Origin of the sequence: Microbacterium endophyticum (assembly GCF_011047135.1) — a bacterium.
Lineage (GTDB): Bacteria > Actinomycetota > Actinomycetes > Actinomycetales > Microbacteriaceae > Microbacterium > Microbacterium endophyticum.
Map to the genome: position 1 here is coordinate 2877585 of NZ_CP049255.1, position 22170 is coordinate 2899754.

General features: G+C 59.4%; 24 protein-coding genes and 1 tRNA gene. 5 read left to right on the top strand and 20 right to left on the bottom strand.

Annotated features, from left to right (window positions below):
* Positions 1-60: 60 nt before the first annotated feature.
* Complete coding sequence (locus G6N83_RS13575; RefSeq protein WP_165142907.1) at positions 61-564, top strand: DUF3145 domain-containing protein; 504 nt, start codon at positions 61-63, stop codon at positions 562-564.
* 141 nt (positions 565-705) lie between these two features.
* Here G6N83_RS13575 and G6N83_RS13580 read toward each other — a convergent pair whose 3' ends face one another.
* From G6N83_RS13580 to aceE, 6 genes are all read right to left on the bottom strand, one after another.
* A complete protein-coding gene (locus G6N83_RS13580; RefSeq protein WP_165142909.1) occupies positions 706-1944 on the bottom strand; it encodes a beta-ketoacyl-[acyl-carrier-protein] synthase family protein in 1239 nt (412 codons plus the stop codon).
* Between the two features lie 54 nt (positions 1945-1998).
* Complete coding sequence (locus G6N83_RS13585) at positions 1999-2247, bottom strand: acyl carrier protein (protein ID WP_165142911.1); 249 nt, start codon at positions 2245-2247, stop codon at positions 1999-2001.
* Between the two features lie 72 nt (positions 2248-2319).
* Positions 2320-3321, bottom strand: a complete 1002-nt coding sequence (locus G6N83_RS13590; RefSeq protein ID WP_165142913.1) for a beta-ketoacyl-ACP synthase III — start codon at positions 3319-3321, stop codon at positions 2320-2322.
* Entirely contained in the window at positions 3318-4238 is a 921-nt protein-coding gene (locus G6N83_RS13595; RefSeq protein WP_165142915.1) for an ACP S-malonyltransferase, read from the bottom strand. Before G6N83_RS13595 ends, G6N83_RS13590 begins: the two co-directional genes overlap by 4 nt.
* Before the next feature lie 101 nt (positions 4239-4339).
* Positions 4340-5557: a PucR family transcriptional regulator gene (locus G6N83_RS13600; protein ID WP_165142917.1), complete on the bottom strand. Its 1218-nt coding sequence runs from the start codon at positions 5555-5557 to the stop codon at positions 4340-4342.
* 4 nt (positions 5558-5561) lie between these two features.
* Complete coding sequence (gene aceE, locus G6N83_RS13605; RefSeq protein ID WP_165142919.1) at positions 5562-8288, bottom strand: pyruvate dehydrogenase (acetyl-transferring), homodimeric type; 2727 nt, start codon at positions 8286-8288, stop codon at positions 5562-5564.
* Positions 8289-8487: 199 nt separating this feature from the next.
* Here aceE and G6N83_RS13610 point away from each other — a divergent pair.
* A tRNA-Val gene (locus G6N83_RS13610) sits at positions 8488-8560 on the top strand.
* Between the two features lie 32 nt (positions 8561-8592).
* Here the strand turns inward: G6N83_RS13610 and G6N83_RS13615 are convergent.
* From G6N83_RS13615 to G6N83_RS13625, 3 genes are all read right to left on the bottom strand, one after another.
* Positions 8593-9723: a tyrosine-type recombinase/integrase gene (locus G6N83_RS13615; RefSeq protein ID WP_165142921.1), complete on the bottom strand. Its 1131-nt coding sequence runs from the start codon at positions 9721-9723 to the stop codon at positions 8593-8595.
* A complete protein-coding gene (locus G6N83_RS13620; RefSeq protein WP_311737109.1) occupies positions 9720-9890 on the bottom strand; it encodes a helix-turn-helix domain-containing protein in 171 nt (56 codons plus the stop codon). Before G6N83_RS13620 ends, G6N83_RS13615 begins: the two co-directional genes overlap by 4 nt.
* Before the next feature lie 133 nt (positions 9891-10023).
* A complete protein-coding gene (locus tag G6N83_RS13625; protein ID WP_165142923.1) occupies positions 10024-10467 on the bottom strand; it encodes a DUF2510 domain-containing protein in 444 nt (147 codons plus the stop codon).
* 81 nt (positions 10468-10548) lie between these two features.
* Between G6N83_RS13625 and G6N83_RS13630 the strand changes: the two genes are divergently transcribed.
* A complete protein-coding gene (locus tag G6N83_RS13630) occupies positions 10549-10827 on the top strand; it encodes a helix-turn-helix domain-containing protein (protein ID WP_165142925.1) in 279 nt (92 codons plus the stop codon).
* Positions 10828-10889: 62 nt separating this feature from the next.
* Here the strand turns inward: G6N83_RS13630 and G6N83_RS13635 are convergent, their stop codons facing one another.
* The 5 genes from G6N83_RS13635 to G6N83_RS13655 all read right to left on the bottom strand — a co-directional run bounded on the left by G6N83_RS13635 (position 10890) and on the right by G6N83_RS13655 (position 15139).
* Entirely contained in the window at positions 10890-11900 is a 1011-nt protein-coding gene (locus tag G6N83_RS13635) for a hypothetical protein (protein ID WP_165142927.1), read from the bottom strand.
* Complete coding sequence (locus G6N83_RS13640) at positions 11893-12549, bottom strand: hypothetical protein (RefSeq protein ID WP_165142929.1); 657 nt, start codon at positions 12547-12549, stop codon at positions 11893-11895. Before G6N83_RS13640 ends, G6N83_RS13635 begins: the two co-directional genes overlap by 8 nt.
* Positions 12546-13064, bottom strand: a complete 519-nt coding sequence (locus tag G6N83_RS13645) for a hypothetical protein (RefSeq protein WP_165142931.1) — start codon at positions 13062-13064, stop codon at positions 12546-12548. The genes G6N83_RS13640 and G6N83_RS13645 overlap by 4 nt, the downstream gene beginning before the upstream one ends.
* A gap of 639 nt (positions 13065-13703) precedes the next feature.
* The gene (locus tag G6N83_RS13650) at positions 13704-14435 is read right to left on the bottom strand and encodes a hypothetical protein (RefSeq protein WP_165142933.1); all 732 of its coding nucleotides are present in this window, start codon (positions 14433-14435) and stop codon (positions 13704-13706) included.
* A 110-nt stretch (positions 14436-14545) separates the two neighbouring features.
* Positions 14546-15139 carry a recombinase family protein gene (locus G6N83_RS13655; protein ID WP_206535816.1) on the bottom strand — a complete coding sequence of 198 codons (594 nt, stop codon included), beginning with the start codon at positions 15137-15139 and terminating at the stop codon, positions 14546-14548.
* Between the two features lie 302 nt (positions 15140-15441).
* Here G6N83_RS13655 and G6N83_RS13660 point away from each other — a divergent pair, with 302 nt between their 5' ends.
* Positions 15442-16707 (top strand): AlbA family DNA-binding domain-containing protein, encoded by a 1266-nt coding sequence (locus G6N83_RS13660; RefSeq protein ID WP_165142935.1) that lies wholly within the window; start codon positions 15442-15444, stop codon positions 16705-16707.
* A gap of 186 nt (positions 16708-16893) precedes the next feature.
* Here the strand turns inward: G6N83_RS13660 and G6N83_RS13665 are convergent, their stop codons facing one another.
* From G6N83_RS13665 to G6N83_RS13685, 5 genes are all read right to left on the bottom strand, one after another.
* Positions 16894-17121, bottom strand: a complete 228-nt coding sequence (locus tag G6N83_RS13665) for a hypothetical protein (protein ID WP_165142937.1) — start codon at positions 17119-17121, stop codon at positions 16894-16896.
* Positions 17118-17366 (bottom strand): hypothetical protein, encoded by a 249-nt coding sequence (locus tag G6N83_RS13670; protein WP_165142939.1) that lies wholly within the window; start codon positions 17364-17366, stop codon positions 17118-17120. Before G6N83_RS13670 ends, G6N83_RS13665 begins: the two co-directional genes overlap by 4 nt.
* Positions 17363-17881, bottom strand: a complete 519-nt coding sequence (locus G6N83_RS13675; RefSeq protein WP_165142941.1) for a hypothetical protein — start codon at positions 17879-17881, stop codon at positions 17363-17365. The genes G6N83_RS13670 and G6N83_RS13675 overlap by 4 nt, the downstream gene beginning before the upstream one ends.
* The gene (locus tag G6N83_RS13680) at positions 17871-18467 is read right to left on the bottom strand and encodes a hypothetical protein (RefSeq protein ID WP_165142943.1); all 597 of its coding nucleotides are present in this window, start codon (positions 18465-18467) and stop codon (positions 17871-17873) included. The genes G6N83_RS13675 and G6N83_RS13680 overlap by 11 nt, the downstream gene beginning before the upstream one ends.
* A 335-nt stretch (positions 18468-18802) precedes the next feature.
* Positions 18803-19333: a hypothetical protein gene (locus G6N83_RS13685; RefSeq protein ID WP_165142945.1), complete on the bottom strand. Its 531-nt coding sequence runs from the start codon at positions 19331-19333 to the stop codon at positions 18803-18805.
* A gap of 1168 nt (positions 19334-20501) precedes the next feature.
* Here G6N83_RS13685 and G6N83_RS13690 point away from each other — a divergent pair.
* Complete coding sequence (locus tag G6N83_RS13690) at positions 20502-21668, top strand: hypothetical protein (protein WP_165142947.1); 1167 nt, start codon at positions 20502-20504, stop codon at positions 21666-21668.
* 87 nt (positions 21669-21755) lie between these two features.
* Here the strand turns inward: G6N83_RS13690 and G6N83_RS13695 are convergent, their stop codons facing one another.
* Entirely contained in the window at positions 21756-22151 is a 396-nt protein-coding gene (locus tag G6N83_RS13695; RefSeq protein ID WP_165142949.1) for a tyrosine-type recombinase/integrase, read from the bottom strand.
* Positions 22152-22170 lie beyond the last annotated feature (19 nt).

Sequence of the window (22170 nt, forward strand, 5' to 3'; positions counted from 1 at the left end):
CTGCCAGAGATGACTCCATCAGGTCGTAGGGGAAGACGCACCTGAAGAAACGGAGACATCATGGCTACACCTCATGCGCGGGGAGTGATTTATATTCACTCCGCGCCACGTGCGTTGTGCCCCCACATCGAGTGGGCGGTTGGACGCGCTCTCGGTCGTGCCGTTAATTTCGAATGGGACGATCAGCCGGTTCAGCCGGGTTCTCAGCGGATGGAATTTTACTGGGAAGGCCCAGCCGGCACCGGTGCGACTCTCTCGAGCGCTATTCGGGGCTGGGAGCACCTCAGGTTCGAAGTGAGCGAAGATCCGACGCCGCGCTCAGACGGCGGACGCTGGCTCCACACACCTGATCTCGGAATCCACTACGCCCAGACGGATGCCGCAGGCAACATCGTCATAGGTGAGGATCGCGTGCGCTACGCGATGGAGATCGCTGCGGGCGATGCCACTGAGCTCCAACGAGAACTCACCGTGGCCCTGGGATCCGCGTGGGACGAGGAATTGGAACCATTCCGCCACGCAAGCGATGACAGCCATGTGGTGTGGCTGCACAAGGTGGGTTGAGCTCTCGATATGCGTCAGACGCGCTGAAAGCCTCGGTACCCGACGTCGGTTGACAGTGTCCCGGCACGGAGAATAGGCGTCACGCATCTGGAAATGGAAAAGGCCCTGACCGTTACCGGTCAGGGCCTTTTCACGTTCTAGCTACTCGCTAGCGAAAGCTACGACGGCATTGTGTCCGCCGAAGCCAAACGAGTTGCTGATGGCAAGTTGGGCACCAGACCCAAGCGGCTGAGCATCGCCCGAAACGCTGAGCGGGATGTCAGGATCTTGGTTCGTCAGGTTGATCGTCGGGGGAGCTTTGCGGTCGCGAACGGCGAGGAGTGTAAAGACAGCTTCCAGTGCGCCCGTGCCGCCCAACAGGTGACCGGTCGATGCCTTCGTTGCAGAAACCGGGATCTCGTCGATCCGGGCACCGAATACCTTTCGAAGCGCCGTGTACTCAGCAATATCTCCGACCGGCGTTGAGGTCGCGTGCGCGTTAATGTGTGTCACATCGTCGGGTGAGGCATCCGCCATGTCAAGCGCGAGCTTGACGGCTCGTGATGCACCACGACCCTCAGGGTCGTTCGCAGTGATGTGATAAGAATCCGCGGTGACGCCACCACCAACGAGATAGCCGTAGATCTTGGCGCCACGCGCTTTTGCGTGCTCCTCCGTCTCGAGCACGAGCGCTGCTGCGCCCTCGCCCATGACGAAGCCATCGCGATCGCTGTTGTACGGACGAGATGCGGTGGCGGGGTCGTCGTTCCGCTTCGACAACGCCTGCATCGAAGAGAAAGACGCCATCGTGATCGGGTGGATAGCTGACTCGGTGCCGCCGGCGATCACAATATCGGCCAACCCGGAGTTGAGGTGCTCGAGACCGTTGACAATGGCCTCTGTACTCGAGGCACAAGCGGATGCGACGGTACGCGCAAATGCTCGTGCTTCGAAGTGCATCGAGATCGCCGCGGCCGCCGCGTTCGGCATGAGCATGGGCACCGTCATCGGCATAACGCGACGCGGTCCTTTTTCACGGAGTGTGTCCCAGGCATCGAGGAGCGTCCACACGCCTCCGATGCCGGTAGCGAAGTCCACTCCCAAGCGCTCGGGATCGACCTCGGGGGTACCAGCATCCGCCCACGCTTCACGAGCTGCGACAAGTGCAAACTGAGATGCGGGGTCAAGACGCTTTGCCTCGGGGCGTGAGAGCGTTGCTTCTGGGCGAACGATCGCTTCAGCGGCGAACTTGACGGGGATCTGGTACTTCTCCACCCACTCATGGGTAAGAGTGCGGGTACCGGATGCTCCGTCGAGCAGCGCCGACCAGCTGTCGGGGGCTGTACCACCGATAGGCGACGAAGCGCCAATGCCGGTGACGACAATGCGGGAAGTGCTCATTGTGTGTATTCCTTTGCCAGGCCGGTGGGGGCTGTGGGCCCCCACCGAGGCGATTTAGGACTGGTTCGAAGAGATGTAGCTGACGGCGTCGCCGACAGTCTTGAGGTTCTTGACCTCGTCATCGGGAATCGTGACGCCGAACTTCTCCTCGGCGTTCACGACGATGGTCATCATCGAAATCGAGTCGATGTCGAGGTCGTCGGTGAACGACTTCTCGAGGGCGACCTCGTCGGCAGAGATGCCGGTCTCATCGGTGATGAGCTCTGCGAGTCCCGCGAGGACCTCGTCGTTGGTGAATGCCATGGTTCTCTCCTGTTTCTTAGGGGTATGAAGGCTATCGGGCCGCACACAAGTCTAGGTGCGACGCTCGCACGGTTATGGGAGGACGACGACCTGCGCGCCGAAAACGAGTCCAGCTCCGAATCCGATCTGGAGCGCAAGACCACCACTGAGCTCAGGGTGCTCTTCAAGTAGGCGGTGTGTTGCGAGTGGGATGGAGGCGGCAGATGTGTTGCCTGTCGTGGCGATATCACGGCCGATTTCAACAGATTCGGGCAGACCAAGCTGCTTCGCGAATTCGTCGATGATGCGCATATTCGCCTGGTGAGGGATGAATGCTGCCAAATCGGATGCTTCGATACCCGCAGCCTCGATGGCTTCACGTGCGACCTTCACCATTTCCCAGACCGCCCAGCGAAAGACAGTTTGTCCCTCTTGGCGGAGAGTCGGCCACGGTGCAGTTCCGTCGCGAAACTCGGTGAGTGTGGCATTCATGCCCACAGCATCGGCTTTGGACCCATCGGAGCCCCAGATTGTGGGCCCGATTCCGGGGGTGTCGCTCGGTCCTACAACGACCGCTCCCGCACCGTCAGCAAGCAGGAACGAGATGCTGCGGTCGGTGGGGTCGACGACGTCGCTGAGCTTTTCTGCCCCGACGACGACAACGTAGTGAGCAGCGCCACTTCGGATGAGCGCGTCGGCTTGAGCCACGCCATAGGCAAAGCCAGCACATGCGGCATTCACGTCGTATGCAGCAGCAGGATTTGCGCCGATACGATCGGCGACCACTGCAGACATCGACGGTGTCTGGCGAACGTTGCTGATCGTCGCAACGATCACGGCATCGATCTGATCCGGCGCGATACCGGAGCGCTCGATCGCTTCACCGGCGGCGATACTTGCGAGATCAGTCGCGGACGTTTCTGCACCCGCACGTGTGCGTGTGATGATGCCGGTGCGCTTCTGGATCCACTCATCGCTCGAATCGATGGGCCCGACGAGGTCGTCGTTCGGCACAATGAGTTCACCGCGTGCGGCGCCGTATGCGTAGAGGCGCGTAAAAGCCGCACCCTCGGACTGGCGGAGCATGACACTCATGCGGCTGTTCCCTTCACAAGGTCGATCGCACCCGACAGATCGTCGGGTGACTTCACTGCTACTGCGGGAATTCCCTTGAGTCCGCGCTTGGCGAGCCCGGTAAGAGTTCCCGCGGGAGCAAATTCGATGAGGCCCGTCACGCCGGCCGCGGCGAACGACTCCATGCAGAGGTCCCACCGCACGGGAGATGAAACCTGATTCACGAGAAGCGACAGAGCTGCCGCCCCATCAGCGACAACAGAACCGTCTCGGTTGGTCCAGAGTGTCGTATTCGGATCAGCAGCTGTCACCGATGCGGCGGCATCGCGAAGAGCACCGACTGCCGGCGCCATGTATTCGGTGTGGAAAGCTCCGGCGACCTGCAGCGGAATGACTCGTGTACCCCGAGGGGCTGACTCGGCGAGAGTGTTGAGGCCATCACGTGCGCCGGCGGCCACGATCTGGCCCGGCCCGTTGTAGTTGGCGGGAGTGAGCTCAGCGTTGGCGAGTGCCGCGAGAACGTCGGCTTCGACGCCCCCGATAACAGCACTCATGCCGGTGTCGGCTGAGGTGGCAGCCTCAGCCATCGAACGACCGCGGATACCGACGAGTGCCATCCCGTCGACAGCCGACAGCACACCACTCGCGACGAGAGCTGCAACTTCACCAACACTGTGCCCAGCCATGCCATCGAAGGCGACTGGAGCGCGTTGTCCGAGCGCTTCAAACGACAGGATGCTGGCGGCCACAATGAGCGGCTGCGCCACCGCAGTGTCGCGGATGCGGTCGGCATCCCATTCGGTTCCAGCGGCAATCAGATCCACCCCGGCGGCATCGGAGAACTCGACGAGGCGCTCTCGCGCACCGGCGATCTCAAGCCATGGGGAAAGGAACCCGGGGGTCTGAGAACCCTGTCCCGGGAAAAGAGCGATGATCACAATTCCATCCTGTCAAGCAATAGGTCATGGGTTATGGCGACTCTCGCACAAGAATCGGCCAGTCGTTTGTGCACTCGGCACACTTTAGTGACGAAGCCGCGTTATCGGCGTCGCAAAGTGGTGGGTTTACGCCGTCCGATGTCTGACCCAGCGGCGCCGAGGATAAGCGCGGTCTGCAAAATCAAAGCTTCGCGGGGACCGGTGGCATCCCACCCGATCACCTCTGACACGCGCTTCAACCGATAGCGCACGGTGTTGGGGTGAACGAATAGTTCGCGTGCTGTCGCTTCGAGTGAGCGCCCATTGTCGAGATAACTCCACAGCGTCGCCACGAGGTCGGGACTGTGCGCTTGAAGCGGGCGAAAAATTCTCTCGACGAGAGTGACCTTGGCTAGCGCATCGCCCGCGAGTGCTCGTTCGGGCAAGAGATCGTCAGCTTCGACGGGCCGTGGAGCGTGGCGCCAAGCTCGGGCGACCGCGAATCCAGCTAGCGCCGCGCGTGCGCTCTGACTCGCATCAACGAGAGCGGGCACTGTGGGGCCGAGCACGAGATATCCCGCGCCGAAACCTGGTTCGAGGCGGGCCGCAATTTCCGGAAATGGCAATTCGACTTGCGTCTCTTCGCCATTCTTACCGACGCTCTCGGTGCGCCCGATGACCAGCACGAGTCGGGACCCCTGCACACCCACGAGCACATCGACGCCGAGCTTTCGCGCCGTACGGCGAAGATGGTCGATATCGAACTGCGGGGGAGTCGTCCCCACCAGGACAGCTACTTCGCCATGGCCGTGCCACCCGAGCGCTGCGATCCGACTGGGGAGTTCCTCGTCGGACTCTCCACTCAAGATCGAATCTACGACGAGCGCTTCGAGGCGCGCGTCCCATAGGCCTCGCGCCTCTGCGGCTCGCGCATACACATCCGCCGCGGTAAATGCGACCTCGCGCGAGTACAAGAGGATCGATTCGCGTAGCTGCGCACCACGGTCTGCGATGCGCTCTTCGGTCACCTCGACGGTTACCCGGATGAGCTGCAGAGTCTGCTGCAGGCTTATGCTTCGCAGCAGTTCACGGGGTGCCGCCGCAAAAATGTCGGCAGCAATCCAGGGAGTCGAGGTGGGGTCGTCGTACCACTGGATGAATGACGTGATGCCTGCCTGCGCGACTAGCCCCACTGAGGAGCGTCGCGCAGGCGGCATCTCGGCGTACCACGGCAGTGCATCTTCAAGCCGCTTGATTGTGACGGTTGCGATGTCTCCCGAAATCCGTCTCAGCCAAGCGAGAGTCTCGGCTTTGTCGAGAGGCGCCGCCGGTGCTGTCATTTGCTCAGCTCTCGCCGCCAGCGTTGCCGCTGGTGCCAGCGGAAACGTCGTGCAGACGGTATTTCTCGATTGCCTGAGCCGCGAGCGAACGGTCGACCACGCCGTCTTCTGCGAGCGACTGCAGGGTGCGAACGACCATCGACGGTCCGTCGATCTTGAAGAAGCGGCGGGCGGCCGCGCGCGTGTCTGAGAAGCCGAAACCGTCGGCGCCGAGCGAGGCGAAGCGGTTGGGAACCCACTGACGAATCTGATCCTGTACCGCGTGCATGAAGTCACTCACGGCGGTAACGGGGCCTTCAGCATCCTTCAGCTTTTCGGTGATGTACGCGGTGCGCGGTTCTTCCTCGGGGTGGAGGAAGTTGTGCTCATCGGCTGCGAGCCCATCGCGGCGAAGCTCAGTCCACGAGGTAACTGACCAGACGTCTGCGACAACACCCCAGTCATCCTTCAGCAGCTGCTGAGCTTCGAGCGCCCACGGCACGCCGACGCCCGAAGCGAGTAGCTGCGCCTTGGGTCCGTCGCCGGTTCCCTCAGAGATCTTGTGGATACCGCGGACGATCCCATCAACGTCGACGCCCTCGGGTTCTGCCGGGTGAATGATCGGCTCGTTGTACACAGTGATGTAGTACATGACGTTCGGGTCAGAGTGCTCGCCGCCGTACATGCGCTCGAGACCGGAACGCACGATGTGCGCGATCTCGTAGCCGTACGCCGGGTCGTACGACACCGTTGCCGGGTTCGTCGATGCCAACAGGTGCGAGTGGCCATCGGCGTGCTGCAGACCTTCACCCGTGAGGGTTGTACGGCCTGCAGTCGCGCCAATGATGAAGCCACGCGCCATCTGGTCGCCGGCAGCCCACTGAGCGTCGCCCGTGCGCTGGAAGCCGAACATCGAGTAGAAGAGGTAGACCGGAATCAGCGGCTCGCCGTGAGTCGAGTACGCAGTACCCGTCGCAGTGAACGCTGCGAGTGCGCCAGCCTCGTTGATGCCGACGTGGATGATCTGGCCCTGCGGGCTTTCCTTGTACGCAAGAAGAAGTTCACGGTCGACCGACGTGTAGTGCTGGCCGTTCGGGTTGTAGATCTTCGCCGTCGGGAAGTACGCGTCCATACCGAAGGTGCGGGCTTCGTCGGGGATGATCGGCACAATGCGGTGTCCGAAGTTCTTCGAACGCAGCAGGTCTTTCAACAGACGGACGAAAGCCATCGTGGTGGCGATCTCCTGCGTGCCAGAACCCTTCTTGGGCAGCGCGTATGCGGCATCCCCAGGCAGTTCCAGGCCCACGTGGTGGCTGCGGCGCTCGGGCAAGAAGCCACCCAGCGCCTTGCGGCGCTCGAGCAGATACTGGATCGTCTCGTCCTGCGGTCCCGGGTTGTAGTACGGCGGCAGGTACGGGTTTTCTTCGAGCTTCGCGTCGGTGATCGGGATGTGCATCACGTCACGGAACTGCTTGAGGTCGTCGAGAGTCATCTTCTTCATCTGGTGCGTAGCGTTACGCCCCTCGAAGTGCGGACCGAGGCCGTAGCCCTTAATGGTCTTCGCGAGGATGACAGTGGGCTGGCCCTTGTGCTCTTTCGCTGCCTTGAATGCGGCGTAGACCTTGCGGTAATCGTGTCCACCGCGCTTGAGGTTCCAGATCTGCTCGTCGGAGTAATCCTTGACCAGGGCTGCTGCTCGCTCGTCGCGCCCGAAGAAGTTTTCGCGGACGTACGCGCCGTTTTCGGCTTTGTACGTCTGGAAGTCACCGTCGGGAGTGGTGTTCATAAGGTTGAGAAGCGCGCCGTCGGTGTCGCGGGCGAGGAGGTCATCCCACTCGCGGCCCCATACGACCTTGATGACGTTCCAGCCGGCACCGCGGAAGAAGCTTTCGAGCTCCTGAACGATCTTGCCGTTACCGCGAACGGGGCCATCGAGGCGCTGCAGGTTGCAGTTGACGATGAATGTCAGGTTGTCGAGGCCTTCGTTTGCGGCGACCTGAAGCTGTCCGCGGCTTTCGACCTCATCCATTTCACCATCGCCGAGGTATGCCCAGACGTGAGAATCGGAGACATCCTTGATGCCACGGTTACCGAGGTATTTGTTGGCCATCGCCTGGTAGATCGCATTGATCGGGCCGAGACCCATCGAGACAGTCGGGAACTGCCAGAACTCCGGCATGAGGCGCGGGTGTGGGTATGAGGGGATGCCGTTCGATCCCTGTGACTTCTCCTGACGGAATCCATCGAGCTGCGCCTCGGTGAGACGGCCTTCGAGGAATGCGCGGGCGTAGGTGCCGGGGGAGGCGTGGCCCTGAACGAAGATCTGGTCTCCACCGGAGGGGTGGTCCTGGCCGCGGAAGAAGTGGTTGAAGCCCACTTCGTAAAGAGCAGCGGAGGAGGCATATGTGGAGATGTGTCCGCCCACGCCGATACCGGGCCGCTGCGCGCGGTGCACCGTGACCGCGGCATTCCAACGGATCCAGGCACGGTAGCGACGTTCAACCTCTTCGTCGCCGGGGAACGAAGGCTCGTTCTCGGACGCGATGGTGTTGATGTAGTCGGTCGTCGGCACCATCGGCACGCCGAGGTGCAGATCATTTGAGCGCTTCAACAGGCTCAGCATGATCTCGCGGCCACGCCCGTGACCTCGCGCTTCGACGAGCTGCTGCAGGGATTCCTGCCACTCGGCAGTTTCTTCAGGATCGCTATCGAGGTTGTCCTGAGAATAGGGATCTTGATCGTGAACAGTCACGGCAGACCTTTCGTCGTCTGGCAGATCGTGCCAGGAATTCGCTAGAGGCGCGGTGCACGCTTTGTTTGCCGTGCACAACACACCGCGCACAAGCCTATCGACTTCTCACCAGACCGGATGCTGCAGCACCCTATGGAAAACAAGATTCGCTGCAGAGTGTGCACAAACCACTCCCGACAGATCGTAGGATGGTGTGGAAGGGCCTTTAGCTCAGCTGGTAGAGCGCCACGTTTACACCGTGGATGTCGTCGGTTCGATCCCGGCAGGGCCCACGAGAAAAACCCCCGAGATCTCGGGGGTTTTTCTAATTTACGGCTGTTCTCGACCTCTGGAGCTTCTTGATCGGGGTCCCCCCTGCGTCCCCCAAAACCCTATTCATTCGGGCCAGAGCAGCGGTATCAGCGTCCGATCCCATGTAATGGGCGTATAGGTCCGCGGTTAGCGTTGCGGAAGAGTGTCCTAGCCACGCCTGCACCGTCTTAAGGTCTACGCCGCTTTGAAGCCAGATCGTGGCTGCTGTGTGGCGTAGATCGTGCACGCGCCGCCCTCGGTGAACATCGCCCCAGTGGCTGTCTCGTGTCCAATTGCGATTCGTACGCGGCTTGCCCACCGTGTTCGGGTATACGAGATCATCGGGCTGCTTGTGCCGGATAAGAGGAAGAATGATGCTCGCCACTTCGTCGGTAAGCGGCACCGTGCGAGTCTTGCCGCCCTTGGTGACATTTCGCACCTCTTGGCCGTCTGATTGGGAACGACTGACTCGCAGTGCAGGGTACGGGAGCTGCTGAACGTCACGGACACGCAGGGCTGCGAGTTCTCCCCAGCGCAGTCCAGAGAGGCCAAGGACGAGCACGATATCCGCATTCGTCTTGTTGCTGTAGCTCAGCATTTCAGTGTGAACAGCACGAAGTTCGGCCACGTTGAAGGGGAAGATCTCGCGCTTCGCTTTTGTTGAAGTTCCTTTAGGGATCTGCGAATCGATGACCACGTTTTTATTCACTAGCTTGCTTGCGACTGCCCAAGAGAAGAACGCGCTATACACCTGGCGATAGCGCACGACTGTGTCACGACTGAGCGAGCGCAGCAGGGTTGCGTAGAGCGTCTCGAAGTCCCTTGCAGTGACGGCGCCTACGGGGCGGGACCGAAGGGCCTTGACGTGTCGCAACGCCGGGCGCTCGGTGTCGCTATAGGTCTTGTTGCCAATGGTGCCCTCCCGTCCCACGTGCCATCGGTCCATGGCCGCACCAATCAGCTCTCTCCCCGCCTTAGGGTCCACGAACTCACCGAGATAGAGCGAGCGCTTCTGCGCGCTCTCCCAGAGTTGTGCGTCGCCCTTTTTGTCAAAGGTTCGACTAGCTACAACATTGCGCCCACTCTTCACGCGCACTCTAAAACGCACGGTTCCATCGCTTCGCGTAACTCTTGAGATCGTCATAGCTCTTGTCCCTCAATCCAGCTCTCCAGCGCCGCGGGCCGATACCGGTAAATGCCTCCCACAGTCACAACGGGCGGTCCGCTACCCGCTTTTCGCCACCGGCATAGGGTCGGTTCAGACACGCCGAGTATTCTCGAGACGTGCTTGCTTGTGAGTAGTGCGTCCACGAGGGCCTCCAGTGATTTGCATCTTCCTGGTGTGATACGCGTCGGAGAGCGCTTGCGGCAACCGTCTACTGAAATTTCTCGTGAGCAGCCGCCGGGAGGCCGCTTTGCCTTGAGCGTCGCGGAGCTTGCGGTGTCAGCCAAATACTCGACTCGACGCTAGCAACAGAAGCCCCACAGTCACCAGAGCACCGCTGACGCTCACGCCGATGATCGACAGCGCCAAGCCGCGTCGAGTTCTCCGCGCCGCCCGAATGCCCAAAACTCCGAAAATCACGCCGCCTACGGCGAGCAACTGAACAATGACGCCGATAGAGGGAAATAGGACCGTCGAAACCAAACTGCAAAGGAATGCGGCGCCGCCAAGAAGAAGCGCCGTCAGCGCGAAGGTTGGAAATTTCGCACGATCCGAAGCGATGGGTTCTCGGGCTTCTGAAATTACGGAAACTTTGCCCGCGGCTTTGCGGCCGATACGCGCAGTCCAATGCATGCCGTCGAAGTAGCGAAATTCCGCGGCTCCCAGCGGATCTTTGTACCAGCCTGGGCGCGAGTTAGGCGGTGATCCTTGTTGCACGTTCATTAATGCCTCCTGATGGTTTTCCACAACATTATGCTGGAAAACCATAACGCAGAGTAGACCGTAGCCACGTTGGCTTAAAGCGTGTCGAACTCCGATCTAGTACCCGAGCCCAATATCGGCGCTCTACGTCTGAACCTTGCGCGGCTTCGTCATGACAGGGGCTTCTCGTTCGACGAACTCGCGGCGCGCTCCGGAGTTGGTCGTGCGACGGTCGTCGCGCTCGAAAGCGGGAAGCCGCGGCTTGCTCGCGACCAGACGGCGACGACTGGAACGCTAATTACATGGTGGCGGCTCGCTAATGCGTTGGGCGTTGATCTGGGGGATCTATTGCGGCCTCTCTACGAAGAAGGGCCGGTATAGAACAATCGAGGAATGGATGTATGACGAGAAACTCAACTCGCTGTTAGCTGCATTTGCCAACATCAGGCGTGGACTCGTTCACCACAGTGGTCGCAAACGATGAGGTCGGTGTTGACCGCTGTGCCGCGCAGTCCAACGAGGCACTGTGCAATGAAGTCGCGCCGGTCCACGTCCTTCCACAGCTCGTTGTCGGCCCGATACGCATCGCGCAGCGCCGGTATCACGCGGTAGCTCAGATCTGCGACGGCGCGCCACCCAACGGCCGAGCGAGCCATTGACTCTCGATAATGCGTTTCGGTGGTGTGCACCGTAAATCCACCGTCGATAAATACCTCGAAGTCGAACGTCGCGTCCGTCTCTTCGTGGTGGAGTACTACCTTTGCGGGCCCGAACTCTATCGAGTCATTGGTGATGAGTGCCTGTAGTTCCCGCCGCGTGAGGTCCACTCCTTGTGAGAGATTCGCACCTCGCGCCAGCGGATCACGGCTCGTGATTTCGCGAACGCTAAGTAGTTCCAGCCCTTGCCCTAGATGCGGATTGCTTCCGAGTCGGTTGAGCATCCACATGTAGATATCAGGATCGTTGAGATCAATCGGCGACGTGTCCATCTGGATCTGTGCCTGTGAATCGACGGACTGAATAAGTGAGCGCAGGGCGGGTTCAAATGTGCGGTCCTGTTCAGCCCGATTTCGGCTTGACATCGCAACCATGAGTGAGCCCTCAGCCAGCGTGCTGATCAGGAAATCGCATGCTCGTAAACGCTGCGCCGCCCCTGGCTGATCGGACTGCACAAAACGACGTGCGGTGCGGTCGGGTGTCCAATAATACAAACGTCCAATGACACGGGATGGCCATTCGGCAGCCTCGGGGTCAACGACTGGGGCGCCTGTAGGAGGGGGACCCGTGAAGTTCCCAAGGCCGTCCTCATCATCCCAGGGCGTACCCCAACCAGGGACCAAGCCCTCGTAGCTCGGCGGTTTCCGCGCCATCTGAGCGGCGATGCTTGGCAGATCGGCGCTCGTCTCAACTCGCACAACAGTGACCGAGAGCTTTCCAAAAGTGAAGTTAGACACTACCCCCTACTTTCCTGACTTCTACTACTGTCGGGTTTAGACGAACCAGCCTCCGCGCTATCCACGACATGACGGGCCCTTCACAGGTTGGCGTGTATCGAAGCTTCGCCGAAAACTCGGATGCGGGCACTTCCGCCCATAAAAGGCCCAGCTCGAATGGAATTGTGTGCGTGTCGTGGTCTGGTTTGCCAAAGCTAATGACGAGCGCGTCGCGGTGGCTCTGTACAAGCGGAGCGACCGACCACAGCTCCATCTGCAGCTCAGACTGATTCGACTCAATCAAGATACATAGCCCGCGTTTCATCAGTGCGTGGATGGCTCGGTGTGCAAGCCAGGTATTCGTGCTTCGGGTCATTGAAACTGCGAATACTTGGCCCGGCTCGCCCGTGCGTGGCGAAATGTCGAGCACAGGCCCCTTTGCCATTGTCCCTGACAGTTTGTCGCCCCACTCGAAGTCAATTGACGACAGAGGATTTACGACCTTGAAGATGATCCAGCTGATTCCCGCTGACGCTGCGACGCTGGCCAGGCCCTGTGCCCATTTCATCCCGTCGGGGAGCCATGTCGTGAGCTTTTCTATAGTCGGGTCGATGAGCACGAAGCTCAGGCAGGCAACAGCAACGCGAAGATAGTCGATGAAAGCTCTCACGAGAGGCGCAAGGCTTTCCATGCGGCGCGGAGGAAGGTGTTTAGCTCCTCTGGATCATTTGAGAACAGCACCCCACGATGTCGAATGTCGATAGTGATTCTCGGATAAAGAATGAGTTGGACGCCGTTTATGAAAACGCCGGGGTAGTGATCCTGAAGAGCAATCTGCATGCGGTAAGACCCTCCGTCCCGAATTGCCTCCACAAGCTCGGACGATACTTCGCTTTGCTCGGGTTCGGGGAGAAGACTCATGCGGCGGTCAACGAGCTGGAATCGATTTATTCGCCACCCCTGGCCAGTTGCCCAATCGGCCAGCCGGATAATCTCAGGCGGTGTGAGCTGCGGAGCGAACCCGCCAGGAACTTCGCGCGCGATAACCGAAGGGGGGAGCGAGCGGGGGTTCGGGATTATCTCCACTTCGCGAGCAACCTCGTTTGCGCGCTCTAGGGAAAACCCATCAAAGTGAATTGACAACGCATCGCGCACGTCGTGCACTACTGCCTGCATCGCCCCCATGGGTTCAGTGTCCACTATTCACTTTCACCCCCGTGTGCGACTCGCTGATAGATCATCATCCTTCGCAGCGATGGCATTGCGCTAGTCAAATTGATGGAATTGCTTCCGTTTTTATCTCGAGTTCCCTTGATCGTGTCACGTCGCCGTGTCAGTGTTTACGATCAGAGAGGGAACACATGAGCATCGCCACCATCACTCGACCAAGACAGGGCGATCTGATCGTTCGCATCCCCTACTTCCAGGGTCACAGTAATGAATCGCTAATCCGCTCCATTCTCCCGGATCGGGCTCACGTCAATCGAGGCGAGAGATCTGGTGACTGGCTCGTATCCCGCAAGCAAATCGGCGTGCTCGTGGCCGGGCTCATTGCGCTTCCTGAGATCACTGACGTCGAGCTAGTTCTTTACCAAGGGCGTGAGGGCGGGTGCGCGAGTTCTTGCTACCTAGGAAGCGATAGCGACGAAGCCATCATGCTATGCGCGTGCGCGTGCATCGGCCTTAACCACGGGGCTCAGAACCCGCCAGCCGGCGCTCGGCATGTTGCGACCGCAGGGGGAGCCGGGGACATCTACCGATACCCAGGCGGACGGCGTCGTGTCATGTACTCGCGACTACGAGATGAGTTCGCTTGAGACCCGCTTATTCGTCCGTTGCGGGCTTCTCACGACGGTCTTCTTTGGAGCTCTCGGCCCTCACTATCTGCTCGCCCTTTTCCATTTCTAGTTGTAGATCTTTGGTCAGTTTCTTGGTCATGCTGCGAAGGCACCGTTCGTGTGCGAGATGGTACACCCGTGCACGTCCCCTCACTTTGTCCACCTGCAGAAGCCTGTACAACTGGCGGGCGTGGTGCTCACGCCACACATCGCACTCGACTCTCGCTACATCGAGATCGGATGTGCTCGTGGAGCGGTTTACTGCCTGAACCACGCGCTCACGTTGCTTGTCAAAGGACCAGAATGCGTCTCCGAGGTTTCCGGCTGTATAGAACTGCGCCTCGGCGAGTACAGCTCGCCACTTGTCGGTGGCTGCCTCCTCGCGCGCCACCAAGGCAGGGCTTAGAGGTATTGCCATCGTTGTGGGTCTTGTTTGAGCGTCAAGTTCAGCGCCGCGCCGCTGAAGATCTTCGATGACGTGGAGCGTCGCGATGCCCAGCTCAGAAACTGCCGCGACGGCGCGCGTTCCGAACTCTCGTTCTCGGCCCGCCTCCTCCACGTTCATATCGATCAAGCGACTCCGAAGAGCCGAACGAGCAGAGATCCAGGCTCCGAGCGCAATTCCGCCGATCCCGAGCAGGGCTAGCAAGAGTGGTACGACGTAAACGCCTACTGGATCAGATGTCACTATCGCGCTGAATGTTGGGTGAGTGAACACAGGCGAATACTCGCACGCCAGATGATAGTTCCGCATTGCTAGTCCAGAAGTATGGAGCCGCCGCTAGTCCAAGTGCCGGTCCATGCGCCTGGCGAGGACAACGGTTTCATCTAATGCACGGGAATCTCTCGATAAAGAGCTGCGCGAGAAACACCCAAACGCTGTGCAACTTGCACGCGGGAGATTCCAGCGGCAAGTAGAGCGCGAGCGGTCTCGATTTTGTCGGCGGTCATCGTCTTGGGACGCCCCAGCTGGCGGCCGCGGGCGCGAGCGGCGTCACGTGCAGCTTCTGCGCGCTCGAGTATTAGTGCGCGCTCATACTCGGCCAAACTCGCGAAAATTCCAGCGAGCATGCGACCCGTCGGCGTCGTTAGGTCTATGCCTTCGCGGAGTGATCGAAGCTCAATGTCTTCAGCCACAATCCAATCGAGCAGCTTGACCATTTCAGAGAGCGAGCGGCCTAGCCTGTCGAGCGCGACCACGACAAGCGTGTCGCCCGGACGCAAGACGCCGGGACGCTTGGCCGTTCCGCGCAGTGCGTCAAGGCCGTCCCTTTCCCATCTCGCACCGCTGCTCACGTCGCCGTAAATGTGATCCACAGGCACACCTGCTGCAACAAGTGCATCGGTCTGCTGATCGACGGATTGGCGAAGGGTTGATACGCGAACATAGCCGAACGTGCGGGCGCTCATATTAGAAGTCATCTCTCAAGCATGTCCGATCCTGGCGCATTTACACAATCGAACACACCGAATTTCGGACATATTTTTGAGACACATTTCCGCCTCCCTTCGAACTAGATCGGGGATTGCAGGGTGTTTGTCCGTTATCAAGGAAACGAACACGCACGTACTCGTTCGTCGAACGGATGAACCGCGCCAGCGCGGTCACGCAGGCTCAATGGGCACAGCAATATGCCGATTGAGGCCGCAAGAGCGCCAGGAGGGCGACAGGAGGGCGACAGGTCGCAATATTGGGAACCTGACGTCAGGTATAGCCTCAACACATGTTGAGTGACGATGAGCTTTCTGCACTTATCGAAGTCGGAGTCGAGTCGCGAAGTATCGAGTTCAAGGGGCCCGGTTCAACATCCTCGACTGACTTTGTCGCGATTGTTGCGCGAGCATGCATTGCCTTGGCAAACCAACGCGATGGAGGCCACCTTGTGATCGGCGTGGCGGACAGTGACCCTGGAGGTGAGAATGGGGGTTTAGAAGCAAGTCACCTACAAGAGTGGCTTAGTCACGACATCGTGGTGGCTAAAATCAATGCGTATGCGGATCCGCCGTTGCGCATGAAGCTCGAAGAAAAACATCTTCCCAATGGCGCCTCTGTCGTCGTCGTCGAGGTGGCCGAGTTCGATCAGATCCCCATCCTCAGCGCTAAAGAGTTCAGCGGAAAAATCATTCGTGGACAGCTTTACACGCGGTCTATGGCGAAGCCCGAAAGCTCAGCCAGCAATACACAGAATGAGCTGCGCGAAGTTCTGGAGTTGGCTGCCGAGAAGCAGTTGCAAGCATTTATCCGCACCGCTCGGCGGGCAGGAATCGCGGTCGGGCCCAGTGGGCCTAGTGAGCGCGAGAAATTTGCCGTCGAAAGAAGGTCTTTCTTTAGCGAGGTCGCCTCTCCACCTTTCACGGAGCGGCCGCATTTCTCTGTTGCGATTCACCCGGAGACTTATGAATCCGAACGTTTGGACTATGAAGGTCTTCGAGGGATGGTTGCGAAAAGCACGGTTCGTCTCAGGGGGTGGCCGTTCCCGTACGTTCAGCGTGACTCTATCTACGGACAGCGCTGGGTCGCGGGAGTAGAGGCGGAGATGCACCCCGAGATCTGGGGTCTGCATCAATCAGGGCAGTTTGTCAGTGCCTACCCACTGCCTCTGGACTACGGCCCTGATCGCGATGGGTTCGGAGATAGGGATTTAGGCAGACAGTACCTGCCCGTTTGGTTTCCAGTGATGTACATCTTCGAAGCTGTCGCGTTCGCATCTCGGTTACAGAAGACATATGCACCCGAGGAAAATCTCGAGGTGGGTTTTGCCATGGAGGGTGCGCAAGGGTGGGAGCTTATTGCAGCGGACTCTGCCCGCGGCGGATTTCATCGCAGTTATCGCATGGGGTCATCATCTTGGAGTCGAACCGTCACCATCGCTCCTGATTTCATCGACGACGATCTCGACGCCGCGGCGGCAGGAGCTGCGCGAGATCTCTTGCTGAGATTTGGGTGGACAGGTGTGACGAACGAAATCATAATCGGGATGAAAAGCTAGGCACTTGCGCGGATCTTGTGGCGCAAGAGTGAGGAAAGGGTCGGTCAGCTGCTGCTAGCTCTGACCAGCCCTTGTTTCCGATGGGATCGTTCCCACCATGGGGTGCATCCTCGGCGATCCCGCGCAATGACCAAATGAAAGGAGAGAAAATCTGGTCATTGCGCGGGAATTTTGCGGAAGTTCTAGTCAATCCGGGGCGAGAAACTCGATTTCTTCGGTCGTGTCGAAGTACTTTCCGATCAGGCCTGGTCGTTCCCGTTCTGGGATCTCGATGCTCGCGTTCGCGCCAACGAATATCACTTCAAGGGCCCCGCCCGGTGAACTGATCAGGATGATTTCGGGCGAAGGGCGAACGACTGCGGCGCCGTCGGGCACGGCCATGGGCTCGACATCGGAAAGCCAAATAATTTTCATTTTCGCGTCTGACCGCCGAAAATGAAGCTCGCAATGTCTTGGCGTATTTCGGTGGGAATGAAAACTTCTCCGGCGGACGTGAACGCATGGACGCGACCATTGAAAAGCGCATACGAAACCGTTTTTGCCGCATTCGCGGCCACCTGGGTGCCCCTCGGCGCCCCGTAGGACGTTGCCCCCACGCGAAATCTGACGGGGCCGTCAGGCAGCGTTTTCTTTGCCAGGAGATACGGGTTCGATTTCATGATGATGAGATGACGGCGCGAGGTCGTTGCGAGCGAGCAAAATCGTCTTCCGCGAGTTTCCGAGCCTCGGAGCTTTGGCCCGGCAGAATGTCCGTCGAAACCGAAGTCGGCATCGACCCGAATTTCCGCTGAACTTCAGCCAATGCCCTCGCTCGTTCACGCGGGTCGGCCTGAGAATGCGCGAGCTGGCGGGCTTGTTCGCGGTGAATCTCCCAGATCGGATCGCCTTTCTTGTCCCAAGGGTCGAGCTCGATACGGCCTCGCGCAACGCGTTGAACGCCCCATTTTCTTAGCTGTTGATCGGGATTTCCGATCCATTCCAGTTCATCTTGGCGATAGGTGAGGGTGTCTATCGTGACGCGCACGACCGCGCCGCGTCCATAAACTTCGCCGCCGAAACCTGGAATTCCGAGCGCGAGCGTCGTGCCGGAAACAAGAATTGTCACTTCTTCGCCGACTCGCCACTCGGCCTCCGCGAGCTCGTCGAGCGCGTCAGAATCTTCTTTATTGTTCATTGTGTTCTCCGGTTTCCGAATCTTCTTTTTCTTCGCGCAGAAACTCGGCCCACTCGTGGAGCCCAAGCGCTTCCAGTTCGCGGGCGAGAGGTTCCGCGATTTCTGGACTTTTCAGGGCAGCATTTTCAACCGCCAAAGCGAGGCCCTGTGCGAGGTGAGACCTCTCTGATGCCGAGGCGAATGACGCCGCAATCGCCTCGCTCGTCACGCCAAGGGCGGCGAGAGAATTCGTCGCGCGCACGGCGCTGTCGCCGAGCACGCCGCCGAGCCGGAGGTCGCCGCGCTGATAGGCCAATTTCGAGGCGTTTCGGGCACGATCCGCGATTGCGGCGACGCTCTCCACCAGGGACAGGTTTTCCTCGTCTGCGGCTGCGTCACCACCGCCGACCAGACGCAGAGATTCATGATTTTTGAGGTGCCGGTAAATCGAATCGCGACCGACCCCGTAACGTCCGGCTACTTCTGCGACGGAGAGCCGCTCGACGGCAAGAGAGCGCACGATTTCGTCAACGTCCACGTGCGCACAAACCCTGCACACAGGTTGGCCGCTCGGTGCCCGCTGAATCGTCGTTGTCGCGTTGTTCATGCTCGGAAATGTACGCGCAAATTGCATGATTATCCTGCGACACGCCGACGCATAAATAGCTTCTGACCTGGGATTATTAGCACGTATGCTTTAGCGTGAGCACGTATCGACGTCGGTTAGCGCATACAGGGCTGGAGTTAGCACGGATTGGCTGACGGGGCGCCTCCGTAGTACCCGTCGTGCCGGTCATATCGCTGGTCCTGCCCTTCGGGCGCTCCGGGCAAGTCCTTTGCAGGTGAGCGAGCGCGCTGAGCAGCCAATTCATGAAGGATCCCCGCGGCCGGATCCGTCCCAGCGCTCCCACCGAAGCGGCCTCGGCGATAACTCGGCTCCAGTTATTCACCCTCGCGTGCGGCGAGGGCCGCGGCCATCCTCTGGGTGGTGCGCAAGGAGCGGCCCAGAGCATCGGCTTTTTGTTGCATCGTTTGGAGGCTACCGAGCTTCGCGAGCTTGTCCACGTCCGACTCGGTCCAGGTCTTCGAGCGGCGCCGGGCTAGTTTGCCGCCGATGCTCCCGAGCGCCTGCTGGCGGGCAATCCACGTAGGTGTCCAATCTCGCAGAACAGCGGTCGCGGCTTTGTTTGCCATCTCTTCGACGAGCAACGTGCTGAGCCCGGGCCCCTTACCGTCGTAGGGATGGAAAGTGGTTGCACGCTCCAGTACCCGGGTCTCGAAAAGCCATGCCAGGTCCGCATGTGCCGCGGGGGCGAAGCCAGCGAGATACAGGTCGTTCAGGATGCGGTATCCCCAGTTTTGCAGATACTTCCAGACGTCTGCGTAGTAGCTGCTTCCGCTGTGAAGAGTTTCTCCCGTAGCTGCATCGCGCTTTTCTCGGGCATAGACAAGACGCAGCGGAGGAAAACGCAAGACTTTCCGCTCACCTCTGTCTTTCCTATTTGCTCTGGTTGCTAGCTTGGCTGTGGCTTCTAGGTGTGCCCTCGTTGTGGGGTAACTGGCCTCAGATGGCGGGGGCGAGTTGGTAGAAACATGGCCCGGCTCCGCTACCTCAAATGGCGGGGTCGAATTAGCGGCAATACGCCATGCGGCTCGATGAAGAGCTGCACGTCTGTCGGTTTCACCGAACTTCTGGACTGCTTCACGAGAGAAAGGCACCCGATTCGATTCAGCATCAGGCATGGATGTCCCCCTGAAACTTCCGCAGTTTTGATATCGCGGGCTCCGGGTAGACCTCTTTGTGCCAGCTCAGGGTGCCCCCAGCAAGCTGAGCTGTGATCGCACGGCAAACGGTCGGTCGCGGTTGTGAAACCGACCGTTTTCCGTCCGCTTGCGCGTTGTCTCTGTTTCCACATTTCGGGGGTCTCAGGCAGGGGCATACCGAAGAGATACCGCTTCCGGGCGGTGGCGAATCTGCGGGCTCGCGAGTAATTTCAGTTTCGATGGCTTGCTCCTTGTTTGGACGCGACGGCTCATCGCGCTCGTTCAAGGCGTTATACGCACCGGGACGCGCGCCAACACAAGGGTCTCCAAGAATTCTTCTGCGGATCCCACCTCGAGACTCACGCCGCCAAAAGGCGCGGCGCCGTATTCGCAGGCGTGCCTGACTTATCCACAGCCGCGGAGTCGCACGACCACATGCGGAGCCCTGCTCTCTAAACTCTGTCGCATGGATGGCGATGAACTCGGCGAGGCGACACCGCATTGCGCGATTTGTCTGGTGAGGCTCGAACCGGAACAGGCGGCACGCGGGTTGTTTTGGCGCTGCCCGTCTTGCGGGAGCCTGCGAATCTAACCAGCGGCTTGGAGCAAAAGCACTCACCACCGAGACACCCAACACGTGGAGGCCCCGCCCGGCGTTCCGACGTTGAATCTCCCTTCTGATCGCCACAGCGGGTCCGCTCATCATCTTCTATGGCGTCATGTCCGGACGATGAAGTTGCGCTGTGGATCGGACTCGGCGGCACAATGCTAGGCACCCCAGCCTCTTCGCTCGCCTCGGTAAACGTGCCTCATCGACCGTAGTGATCGTCGCTCGAACACGAGATTGTTGTGTTCACCACAGACAGATCCAACGAACGTGGCTAAATCGCCGTTGGCGACGGCAGAAGTCAGTACGGTGAGCCTAGGTTCGTTGCCAGGGAGAATATATATGCAATTACTAAAAGAGGCCGTGCGTGCACGGGCGGGTGTCGTCAATCTGCTCGGAATAGCGATTGTTCTTGCAGTCGGAGTGAATCTAGTTGCGGCAGGACTTTCGTCCTGGCTGACCCCTTGGGGAGGTGCGGTTTTGGGGGCCGTCCTGGTTTTCACGACAAGCATTGTTGTTGTATTGGTGCAGCTGCGGTCACGACGAGAGGCAGTTGTGTATCGAGGCTTCCTGCCGATCTACAAAGGAGTACCGGTGAGAGTTCCCGGTTACCACCTCGCGAACTCGGCCGAGATGTATCTTCGTGCCGTCCTTGACGAAAAGCCCGCTCTTGCCGCGCAGTGGGATGCTGAGCCACTATTACCGACGAAGTCTGGCCTTCCGAATGTGAACGGCGCTCAATCGAGACTGATTCGGGAAGCTGTCGAGTATGTTCTTCTGGACTCACTTTCGACGAATCTGACCGACTACTTCAACAAGGATTCATGGTTCCGAACCCGAATAAGGACGCACGAGAGAGACCATCTCCGCGACCTTTTCCCAGACAATCGTATTCTTGAATTTCTTTCTAGCCCTTACGAGGATCGCGATGGCTTCGCCGAACGCCGCTCCGCGGAGGATGGCGAAGTTCGTACAAGAGGGCGAGCCATTGCTATTTACTCCGGGACGCGTATTTTCAGCGAATTTAGGCTAAATCTTCCGAAAGATGTTCACGTCAGGAGACTCGCCCCTGGCCGGATTCTGTTCGATAGTCGCTACATGCAGACGGAGCTCAAAGTTGAGTTTGACGGGGCGAGTTACAACCTGGATCGCGATTTTCTCGAAGCTTACATTGGCATAAAGGATCATGATTTTGTCTACAGCGACAGTGGAAACGTATGGTCAGTTAGGCTGACGTTTGAATCGAGGTTGAGGTGGCGAAGTTTCTTCAGTCTTCGTGCCTGGCGGCTCCATAAGTGGGCAGAATCCTTCGCGGAGAAGTCTCGAAACCGCTTCGACGGGGCATCTTTTCTCAGTTCAATTTCGTGGGAGGCCACGCGCACAATGTTGAGAGTGCAGAAAACCCTTGGATCGTCGTCGAACTCCACTCACAGCTGATTGGCTATACCGCTTTGAATTGCGTCTCTTCCTCGTGGAATTAGCTTGCGGCTGCGGCCAGTGCTGCGCGACGAATCGCCTCATCTGCTACGTCGACATGCACCTGTGCGTAGACACGTTCGCGTGTCCGAGGAGCTTCTGAACGGCGCGGAGGTCGTTCCCGCCGAGTTGGTGTGCGCGGGTGCCGAAGCGGTGCCGTAGCTGGTGTGCGGCCACGCCTGGCGGAAGCGCTTCATTGATGAGTTCGCTTATGCGGGTGACGGACAGGGGTCCTTCGATCTGTCCAGGGAAGAGATGTCCGCTGGCATCCTCGGGTTCGTGGTTCCTGCGCGCACTTTCGTCTGCCTGGCTTAGCGAGCAGCACGTTCCGACCGCTTGGGGCACCATCACGCGGTCCCCCCGGCGTCCCCCGGCGCTGAAATCTCGGTCTGATCTTGCAACTATTGACCGCTGTGAAAGGGTAGAAAACAGGAATAGCAGCATCAGACCGCCTTTACACCGT

What these genes read in the sequence shown, in the direction of transcription:
- G6N83_RS13575 (WP_165142907.1), top strand. Translation starts at nt 61, where the DNA reads ATGGCTACACCTCATGCGCGGGGAGTGATTTATATTCACTCCGCGCCA.
- G6N83_RS13580 (WP_165142909.1), bottom strand. Translation starts at nt 1,944, where the DNA reads ATGAGCACTTCCCGCATTGTCGTCACCGGCATTGGCGCTTCGTCGCCT.
- G6N83_RS13585 (WP_165142911.1), bottom strand. Translation starts at nt 2,247, where the DNA reads ATGGCATTCACCAACGACGAGGTCCTCGCGGGACTCGCAGAGCTCATC.
- G6N83_RS13590 (WP_165142913.1), bottom strand. Translation starts at nt 3,321, where the DNA reads ATGAGTGTCATGCTCCGCCAGTCCGAGGGTGCGGCTTTTACGCGCCTC.
- G6N83_RS13600 (WP_165142917.1), bottom strand. Translation starts at nt 5,557, where the DNA reads ATGACAGCACCGGCGGCGCCTCTCGACAAAGCCGAGACTCTCGCTTGG.
- G6N83_RS13615 (WP_165142921.1), bottom strand. Translation starts at nt 9,723, where the DNA reads ATGACGATCTCAAGAGTTACGCGAAGCGATGGAACCGTGCGTTTTAGA.
- G6N83_RS13625 (WP_165142923.1), bottom strand. Translation starts at nt 10,467, where the DNA reads ATGAACGTGCAACAAGGATCACCGCCTAACTCGCGCCCAGGCTGGTAC.
- G6N83_RS13645 (WP_165142931.1), bottom strand. Translation starts at nt 13,064, where the DNA reads ATGGGGGCGATGCAGGCAGTAGTGCACGACGTGCGCGATGCGTTGTCA.
- G6N83_RS13655 (WP_206535816.1), bottom strand. Translation starts at nt 15,139, where the DNA reads ATGACTTCTAATATGAGCGCCCGCACGTTCGGCTATGTTCGCGTATCA.
- G6N83_RS13660 (WP_165142935.1), top strand. Translation starts at nt 15,442, where the DNA reads ATGTTGAGTGACGATGAGCTTTCTGCACTTATCGAAGTCGGAGTCGAG.
- G6N83_RS13665 (WP_165142937.1), bottom strand. Translation starts at nt 17,121, where the DNA reads ATGAAAATTATTTGGCTTTCCGATGTCGAGCCCATGGCCGTGCCCGAC.
- G6N83_RS13670 (WP_165142939.1), bottom strand. Translation starts at nt 17,366, where the DNA reads ATGAAATCGAACCCGTATCTCCTGGCAAAGAAAACGCTGCCTGACGGC.
- G6N83_RS13675 (WP_165142941.1), bottom strand. Translation starts at nt 17,881, where the DNA reads ATGAACAATAAAGAAGATTCTGACGCGCTCGACGAGCTCGCGGAGGCC.
- G6N83_RS13680 (WP_165142943.1), bottom strand. Translation starts at nt 18,467, where the DNA reads ATGAACAACGCGACAACGACGATTCAGCGGGCACCGAGCGGCCAACCT.
- G6N83_RS13695 (WP_165142949.1), bottom strand. Translation starts at nt 22,151, where the DNA reads ATGCTGCTATTCCTGTTTTCTACCCTTTCACAGCGGTCAATAGTTGCA.